Below are 7,432 nucleotides of genomic sequence, written 5' to 3'. Positions count from 1 at the left end.
CCGCCGATCACTCGCCCTATTATTACGCCAAGGCGCAGGGCTGGTACGAGAAGGCGGGTATCGACCTCACCATCGAGACCGGCAAGGGCTCCGGCGTCTCCGCCGCCAAGGTCGGCTCCGGCGGCTCGCCGTTCGGCGTCGCCGATCTCGCCACCATGCTGGTGGCCAAGAGCAAGGGCGCCGACACCGTCGCGGTGATGAGCGTCTATGCCAATACCGGGCAGACCTTCTACTGGCTGAAGAGCTATGGCGTGAACGGGGTGAAGGACTTTGCCGGCCACAAGATCGGCAATCCGCCCGGCGACGCCTCGCGCGTGATGTGGCCGGCCTTCGCCAAGGCCGCAGGCCTTTCGCCCGATGCCGTCGGCTTCGTCAATGTCGGGCCGACCGCGAAGATTGCGGCGCTGAAGAGCCATACCGTCGACATCATCAGCGACTTCTACAACGAGCATGATCTCAAGGTGATCGAGTTCGGCCAGGACCTCGGCTACGTCAACTGGAAGGACATCGGGCTCAATCCTTACGGCAACTCGCTGATCGTCAACGGCGCCTACCTGCAGAAGAACCCGAAGGTCGTCGAGGATTTCGTTCGCGTCACGCAGAAGGCCTTCGCGGCCTGCGTTGCCGACGTCACGCCATGCCTGAAGGCGCTGCTCGACCAGGTCTCCGGCCTCGACAAGGAGAACCAAGAGCGGCAGTGGGAGCGAATCAAGTTCCTGATGACGGACGAGTTCACCACCACCAAGGGTCTCGGCTGGATCGACGGCGAGCGGATGAAGAAGGACTATGAGCTGGTCCAGACGTATCTCGGCATGGAGAAGCCGTTCGACGTGACCACCGCGTTCACGACGAAGATGCTGGATCCGGGCATCAAGATGGATGCGAGCAAGGTGAAGAAATAGAAGGCGTGACTGCACCCTCGCGTCGTCAGCCTTTCTTCATGTCGTAGACGTGTTCGGGCCCGGGAAAGGCCCGCGACCGCACGTCGGCTGCGTACCCCTCGATGGCCGCTTCGATCGCCGGACCGAGATCGCCGTAGCGCCGGACGAATTTCGGAGTTCGCGGCGACAGCCCCAGCATGTCCTCGAGCACGAGCACCTGGCCGTCGCAGGCAGCGCTCGCGCCGATGCCGATGGTGGGAATGGCGATTGTCTCCGTAATCTTGCGCGCCAGCGGTTCAGCCACGGCCTCGACGACGACCGAGAATGCCCCGGCATCGGCGACGGCTTTCGCATCGTCCTCGATCGGCCCCCAATCCGTTTCGCTGCGCCCCTGCGCACGGAACGAGCCGAGGGTGTTGATGGATTGCGGCGTCAGACCAATGTGGCCCATCACCGGGATGCCGCGCCCGGACAGGAACGCGATCGTCTCCGTCATGCGGATGCCGCCTTCGAGCTTCACCGCGCCGCATTGCGTCTCCTTCATGATCCGCACCGCGGAGTTGAAGGCCTGCTCTCTGGAGGCTTCATACGAGCCGAAGGGCATGTCGACGACGACCAGCGCCTGCTTCGAACCGCGCATCACCGCGGCGCCCTGAAGGATCATCATGTCGAGCGTGACGGGCACCGTCGTCTCGAATCCGTGCATCACGTTGCCAAGGGAATCGCCGACCAGAATGACGTCGCAATGTCGATCCACCAGCGCGGCCGTGTGCGCGTGATAGGACGTCAGCATGACGATCGGTTCGCCTCGCTTGCGTGCACGGATGTCCGGCGCGGTCTTGCGTCTGATGGCGGACTGAACTGACATGCTCGGCTCCATTCGCGGGGAGGCGGATCGAAGCCAGATGGTGCGACGGTGTCAATCTGGCCTGCGATCACAATGAGGATGCGGGCGGGGGCGGCTCACGCCGCTCCCGCGCCCCGGACGCAGTGCAGCGTCCCTTCGACGGTGCGCTGCAGAGCCGGGCCCATCTCTCCGCGTATTCCAGCGCCGCCTTCTGGGTCCCGGCTCTGCGCAGCAACGCTGAGAGGCTTGTAGCGCGTCCGGGACACTAAAGCCGAGCCCGCGGCTCGCCGCCCTTCAGGTAACCCACGGGGAAATTAACCGGCCGTTAACCATATCCGCCGCATCGTTAACCATTCAATAACAGGGAACGAGTCGGCCGCCATGGAGGCTGCAGCGAAAGTCCAACGTCAAATGGTGCGCCTGCGCGGGCGCTCCTATGTGGCCTTTGTGTTCGTGCCGACGGTTCCGATCCAGGACTGGCTCCAGGAGATCGACGCCACCATCGCGCGGTCGCCGGGCTTCTTTGCCGGCCGGCCCGTGGTGATCGACCTGTCCTCGGTCGATCTCAGCCAGGCCGGCATCGGCCATCTGCTCACCAGCCTTCAGGACCGCAACATCCGCGTGCTCGGCATCGAGGGCGTGGACGAGGGACGGCTGACCCCCATGATGCCGCCGCTGCTCTCGGGCGGGCGCAGCTGCGTGGTCGAGCCGAATGCGCCGAAGAAGCCGGAGGCGAAGGTTGAGGCCAAGCCGACCTCGCTGCTGCTCGAGGCCCCCGTGCGCTCGGGCCAGACCGTGATCTTCCCCGAAGGCGACGTGACCATTCTCGGCTCGGTCGGATCCGGTGCTGAGGTCGTCGCCGGCGGCTCCATCCACATCTACGGCGCGCTGCGCGGCCGCGCCATGGCCGGCGTGAACGGTCACACCAGCGCGCGCATCTATTGCCAGAAGATCGAGGCCGAACTGCTTGCAATCGATGGGTTTTACCAGACTGCGGACGACATCGACGCCGCCCTGCGCGGCAAGCCGGCGCAGGCCTGGCTGCAGGGGAATACCATGCGAATTACAGCACTGAACTGACCAGCAAAGGAGAGATTTCAGATGAGTAAGGTACTGGTCGTGACATCAGGCAAGGGGGGCGTCGGCAAGACGACGACGACTGCCGCGCTGGGGGCTGCGCTGGCGCAGCGCGGCGACAAGGTCGTCGTGGTCGATTTCGACGTCGGCCTGCGCAACCTCGACCTCGTCATGGGCGCCGAACGCCGCGTCGTGTTCGACCTCATCAACGTGGTGCAGGGCGTCGCCAAGCTGCCGCAGGCGCTGATCAAGGACAAGCGGCTGGAGAATCTCTGGCTGCTGCCGGCTTCGCAAACCCGCGACAAGGACGCGCTGACGGAGGAGGGCGTCGGCAAGGTCATCGCCGACCTGCGCAGCCGTTTCGACTGGGTGATCTGCGACAGCCCGGCCGGCATCGAGCGCGGCGCCTCCATGGCGATGCGATTTGCGGATGAAGCCGTGATCGTCACCAATCCGGAAGTGTCCTCGGTGCGCGACTCCGACCGCATCATCGGCATGCTCGATTCCAAGACCGTGCGGGCCGAGAAGGGCGAGCGGGTCGAGAAGCACATCCTCATCACCCGCTACGATCCCTCGCGCGCCGCGCGCGGCGAGATGCTGACCATCGACGACATCCTCGAAATCCTGGCAACGCCCTTGCTCGGAATCATTCCCGAGAGCCAGGACGTGTTGAAGGCCTCCAACGTCGGCACGCCGGTGACGCTGTCGAACGCGGATGGAGCGCCGGCCCGGGCCTATATGGACGCGGCCAAGCGCCTCTGCGGCGAGAACGTGACGATGCATGTTCCTGCCGAGCGCAGAGGTCTAATGGATCGTCTGCTGCGACGGAGGGCTGCATGAGCATGGGTCTGCTTCGACTTCTCCGTGGGAACAAAGCCACTGCACCGGTCGCGCGCGAACGGCTGCAGATCCTGCTTGCCCATGAACGCGGAATGCGCGGCCAGCCTGATCTGCTAGGCGTGCTGCGCGAGGAGATTCTGGCCGTGGTGTCCAAGCATGTGACGCTGGACCCGACCAAAGTCATCGTCCGGCTCGAGCGCGGCGACGAGGTGTCGACCCTGGAGGTCGACATCGAGGTGCCCAACGACATCGAGCGCAAGAAAGTGGCGGTCGCGTAGGGGACGCGGCCGAAGACTCCCAATCTTGGGGTGGGTGAGAAGGCGGTCCGCCGGGCATGGCGGGCCGCCTTTGTCATGTGCGCCGGAATGGACGGAACGGGGCCCGGGACTCCGTCGTTTGAGGACATGCGCGGGGGCGATCGAGCCAGCCCGTCATTCGTCAAACGGGAGAGCGTCCATGATATCCGAGATCCAGGTCCATACCATTGCACGGCAGATGCTCGAACGGCACGGTTTTGCTGCGATTGCGAAGGCCGCGGAGCAGGCCAAGGCCTGCGAGGACCGCGGCGAGGCCGATGAGGCCACGGAATGGCGCCACATCGAGAACGCCATGAAGATCATCCGCGGGCCGCACCAGAGCTGACCGCGGGAACGACAGCGCTCAGCGCTCCTCGCGATCCGGCCCCTGCGCCGGGGCGCGGTGTTGCGTCTGCGGCTGCCCGCGTTCGCCGGTTTCCTTGCAGGGGAGCTGTTCCCACGTTCCGTCCGGCGCCTGCTGATAGGCGCTGCAGGATGTCGAGGTCGATTTGTCCTCGGTCTTCCGGGTATCGGAATTCTTCGCCAGCGCCGGGACGGTCAGCGCGGAGCCGGCCACGAGAGCTCCGGCGAAAATAAGATAGGCAATCCGCATGCGGTTCTCCTGTTCGAGGAGGCCGCATGCTGGCGATGATTGTGACGATTATTTGCCAGAGCCTTCCCCGTTCCGATGGAATCGGAAGGGGTTCTGGATTCTTGTTTTGACGCGTTTTCTTAACCCGAACCGGCATGCTTCGCCCGAAAACGCCTTGGCGCGGCGGTTCCGCCGCACCACGCTTCACGTGGGCGCCTCACGGCCGGGCTTGCTCGATGGCAATCGCGTTGCGCCGAGCGCAGGCGCGCAGCCAGCCGATGACCCCGCCCCGAGGTTCACTGCGAGGCCCGGGTGTCTTCCCGCTCCGGTTAGCCGCCCTTGCTACGGATCAGGCCGGCGAGATTGGTCTTCTGGACTTCGCACCAGCCGGGCATGCCGAGGCGGCGCTGGTCCATGTCGGTGGCCTGCGTCGCGACCGCGACCTCGGCCATCAGATCGTCGTCCTGCTTCTCGCCCATCTTGCCGCCGGTGTGCATCCAGGCGATCGCCTTACGTACCCTCTCGGTGGTGCCGTCGGGCAGCTGCATCTGCTGCGCTCTCTGCACGAGGTCCTGATAGACGAGATCGGTGCCCGGACATTCGACCTTGGCGGCGAAAGCCTGCAAGACCATGGTCACATAGGTCGCGCGCGGCCGCGCCTCGCCCGCCTGTGCCGGCGCGGCCAGCAGCAAAAGCCCCGTCATCAGAAAACCATAGCGCATCCTTGGGTCTCCTCCTCGATTTTTTGGGGAGGCTAGCGTCCGGCGCGCCGCTCCGCAATGGTGCCGGGGCGCAATTGTCGCGCCGCGTTGCGGCGCGCTAGATTGGCGGCAAAGGACCCCGGAGAGCGACATGAGCCTGTTCAGCGCGCCGTTCGATCCCGCAACCGACACGGCGCTCGTCACCGGCGCGGGCAACGGCATCGGCCGCGCGATCGCGCAGGCCCTGGTCGGAGAGGGCGTCCGAACCGTGTTTGCCGATATCAGCGCGGAACGGGTGAGTGCCGCGATCAGCGCGAGCGCGGGGCCTGAACTGGCGGTGCCCTGGGTCGGCGATCTCGCAAGGCTCGACGCCTGCGACGCATTGCTTGCCGCCTCTCATGCTGCGCTGGGACAGGTGACGCATTTCGTGCACAGCGCTTCGCCGCCGCGGCGTGAGGCCGATCACGCGCTCGCGGTTGATCACAGGACCTGGCAGGAGATGCACGCCGTCAATCTCGATGCCGGCTTTCATCTGGCGCGCGAGATCGCAACGCGGCTGATCACGGCGAAGCGACCCGGCTCGTTCCTGTTCCTCACCTCGCTGCATGCGGGCACGCCGCGCAACCTGCCGCATTACTCGACCGCGAAGGCGGGCATGGCGATGCTGGTGAAGGAGCTGGCGAAGACCTTCGGGCGGCACAACATCCGCGTCAACGCGCTGGTGCCGGGTGCAATCGCAGCGGGCGGGTTCGTTGCGGATGCGTCGCTGGCGAGACACATTCCGCTCGGGCGCCTCGGCGAGGCCAAGGATCTCGCGCCGATGGCGCTGAGCGTGCTGTCGAACAAGCTCGCAGGTTACGTCACCGGCGCGGCCTTCGTCGTCGACGGCGGATTGTCGCTGACGAACTGGTTCGAGGCGCCGGTGCTTGAAGAGTAGGCCCCGTTCCGATGAATCGACGCGGCGCTTTCGGTTCTCCGTTTGACCCGTTTTCTTGAGGCGAACCGGCGTCCACTTCGCTCGAAAACGCTATGCTCGCTGCCAGGCCGGCACGGGATCGAGCGGGGTGCGATAGACCTCGTTGTGATCGCGATCGGTGACCCGCACCGCGCAGCCCTTCTGCTGCAGCTCCGGCTTCACCTGCGACAGCTCGCAAGCGAGCTGATCGGCGCGATCGGAGGCAACCTCGATGTCCTCGAGGATGATTCCGCCCTGGTTCTTGAACTCTTCACCAACCACAAGATCGAAGGAGTAGTAAGGCATCCGTAGTCCCCCGGTGTGACGACCCAAGTCGCAGTTGAAGTCTCAGTTACAAGTCCTGAAAACAACTCTTCAACGGAAGTCCCGATACGTCTCGGATGGTACCACTGAGTCGATCATTATCGAATGAACAAGCCGCACAATCTCTGTGCCTATGGCGCAGAAATGATGTGCAGCACGCGATCTCGGTAAGATTTTGTTAAATATGTTGGCGCGATCATAAGGCATGGAATCGCAATAGAACCGGGCTCCGGGAACCGGCAGTTGCAAGAGAAGGTCGTCGGCATAAATCCCGACGGCCTTTTCTCTTTGACGGAAACGATTCTGACATCGTTTCCCGTAGTCACCCGGTCTCAACGCGTCACATCGACTCGGACAGCGTTCGTGACGTTGTTGCTCGCAGGCGCGATGCGATTTTAGCGCAGCGGCATCGGCGGACGCACGACCGGCCCGTCGTCATCAGCAACCGCTTGCGTTGTGGCGACCGGCGGAGCCGGTGGCGGGACCGCGGCAGCTTGCGATGTTGGCGGCGGCGGTGCGATCGGCGCGGGCGAATAGGCCGGCATGTAGGTGTGCGACACGACCGGCTTCGGCTTGCGAACCGGCGGCGGCGTCGGCACTGGTGCTCGCGGCGGCAGCGCGGACACGCGTGCGCGCGGATCGACGGGCGGCTTTGCTTCGACGACCGGCTTCGGTGCAGGCGGCTTCGCCATCTCGCGTGCCATCTGCTCCTGACCGGCCTTCAGCTCGGCGATGCTCGCCTTGAGTGTTTCGATCTGCTGCGCCATCGCCGCGAGATCTCGCGTCATCGATTGTACCGACTGCGTTGCCTCGGTCTGTGCTGCCGCGGGCGCTGCCGCTGCGACCTGGGCTGCAGGCGGACTCGCAGGTTGATCGGCCGCAGCTTGCGCTGCAGTCTGATCGACCGGTTGATCCGTTG

10 protein-coding genes and 1 pseudogene are annotated in these 7,432 nt (G+C 64.8%); 6 read left to right on the top strand and 5 right to left on the bottom strand.

What is annotated here, in order from left to right:
• On the top strand, positions 1 to 902 hold a 902-nt coding region (locus A5906_RS24405), incomplete at its 5' end, for an ABC transporter substrate-binding protein (RefSeq protein WP_245326883.1).
• A gap of 25 nt (positions 903 to 927) precedes the next feature.
• On the opposite strand, the gene panB is transcribed toward A5906_RS24405, so the two are convergent.
• On the bottom strand, positions 928 to 1,749 hold the full coding sequence (panB, locus tag A5906_RS24400; protein WP_080138249.1) for a 3-methyl-2-oxobutanoate hydroxymethyltransferase: 822 nt from the start codon (positions 1,747 to 1,749) through the stop codon (positions 928 to 930).
• A 360-nt stretch (positions 1,750 to 2,109) separates the two neighbouring features.
• Between panB and minC the strand changes: the two genes are divergently transcribed.
• The 4 genes from minC to A5906_RS24380 all read left to right on the top strand — a co-directional run bounded on the left by minC (position 2,110) and on the right by A5906_RS24380 (position 4,287).
• Positions 2,110 to 2,808 carry a septum site-determining protein MinC gene (gene minC, locus A5906_RS24395; protein ID WP_080137824.1) on the top strand — a complete coding sequence of 233 codons (699 nt, stop codon included), beginning with the start codon at positions 2,110 to 2,112 and terminating at the stop codon, positions 2,806 to 2,808.
• 21 nt (positions 2,809 to 2,829) lie between these two features.
• Positions 2,830 to 3,645 (top strand): septum site-determining protein MinD, encoded by an 816-nt coding sequence (gene minD, locus A5906_RS24390; protein WP_018644673.1) that lies wholly within the window; start codon positions 2,830 to 2,832, stop codon positions 3,643 to 3,645.
• The gene (gene minE, locus A5906_RS24385; protein WP_080137823.1) at positions 3,642 to 3,923 is read left to right on the top strand and encodes a cell division topological specificity factor MinE; all 282 of its coding nucleotides are present in this window, start codon (positions 3,642 to 3,644) and stop codon (positions 3,921 to 3,923) included. Before minD ends, minE begins: the two co-directional genes overlap by 4 nt.
• Positions 3,924 to 4,101: 178 nt before the next feature.
• On the top strand, positions 4,102 to 4,287 hold the full coding sequence (locus tag A5906_RS24380; protein WP_080137822.1) for a hypothetical protein: 186 nt from the start codon (positions 4,102 to 4,104) through the stop codon (positions 4,285 to 4,287).
• 18 nt (positions 4,288 to 4,305) lie between these two features.
• Here A5906_RS24380 and A5906_RS24375 read toward each other — a convergent pair whose 3' ends face one another.
• Together A5906_RS24375 and A5906_RS24370 are read right to left on the bottom strand one after the other, a co-directional pair.
• Complete coding sequence (locus A5906_RS24375; RefSeq protein ID WP_080137821.1) at positions 4,306 to 4,554, bottom strand: hypothetical protein; 249 nt, start codon at positions 4,552 to 4,554, stop codon at positions 4,306 to 4,308.
• 308 nt (positions 4,555 to 4,862) lie between these two features.
• Positions 4,863 to 5,255, bottom strand: a complete 393-nt coding sequence (locus tag A5906_RS24370) for a hypothetical protein (RefSeq protein WP_080137820.1) — start codon at positions 5,253 to 5,255, stop codon at positions 4,863 to 4,865.
• Between the two features lie 130 nt (positions 5,256 to 5,385).
• Here A5906_RS24370 and A5906_RS24365 point away from each other — a divergent pair, with 130 nt between their 5' ends.
• Positions 5,386 to 6,171, top strand: a complete 786-nt coding sequence (locus tag A5906_RS24365) for an SDR family NAD(P)-dependent oxidoreductase (protein WP_080137819.1) — start codon at positions 5,386 to 5,388, stop codon at positions 6,169 to 6,171.
• A gap of 90 nt (positions 6,172 to 6,261) precedes the next feature.
• Here A5906_RS24365 and A5906_RS24360 read toward each other — a convergent pair whose 3' ends face one another.
• On the bottom strand, positions 6,262 to 6,495 hold the full coding sequence (locus tag A5906_RS24360; RefSeq protein WP_080137818.1) for a DUF6894 family protein: 234 nt from the start codon (positions 6,493 to 6,495) through the stop codon (positions 6,262 to 6,264).
• A 413-nt stretch (positions 6,496 to 6,908) separates the two neighbouring features.
• Positions 6,909 to 7,432, bottom strand: a pseudogene (locus A5906_RS44945) (hypothetical protein); the annotation flags it as partial.

This window comes from Bradyrhizobium sacchari (assembly GCF_002068095.1).
Lineage (GTDB): Bacteria > Pseudomonadota > Alphaproteobacteria > Rhizobiales > Xanthobacteraceae > Bradyrhizobium > Bradyrhizobium sacchari.
The sequence above is the reverse complement of the archived record's forward strand: the minus strand, read 5'-3'. Positions and strand labels throughout refer to the sequence as shown.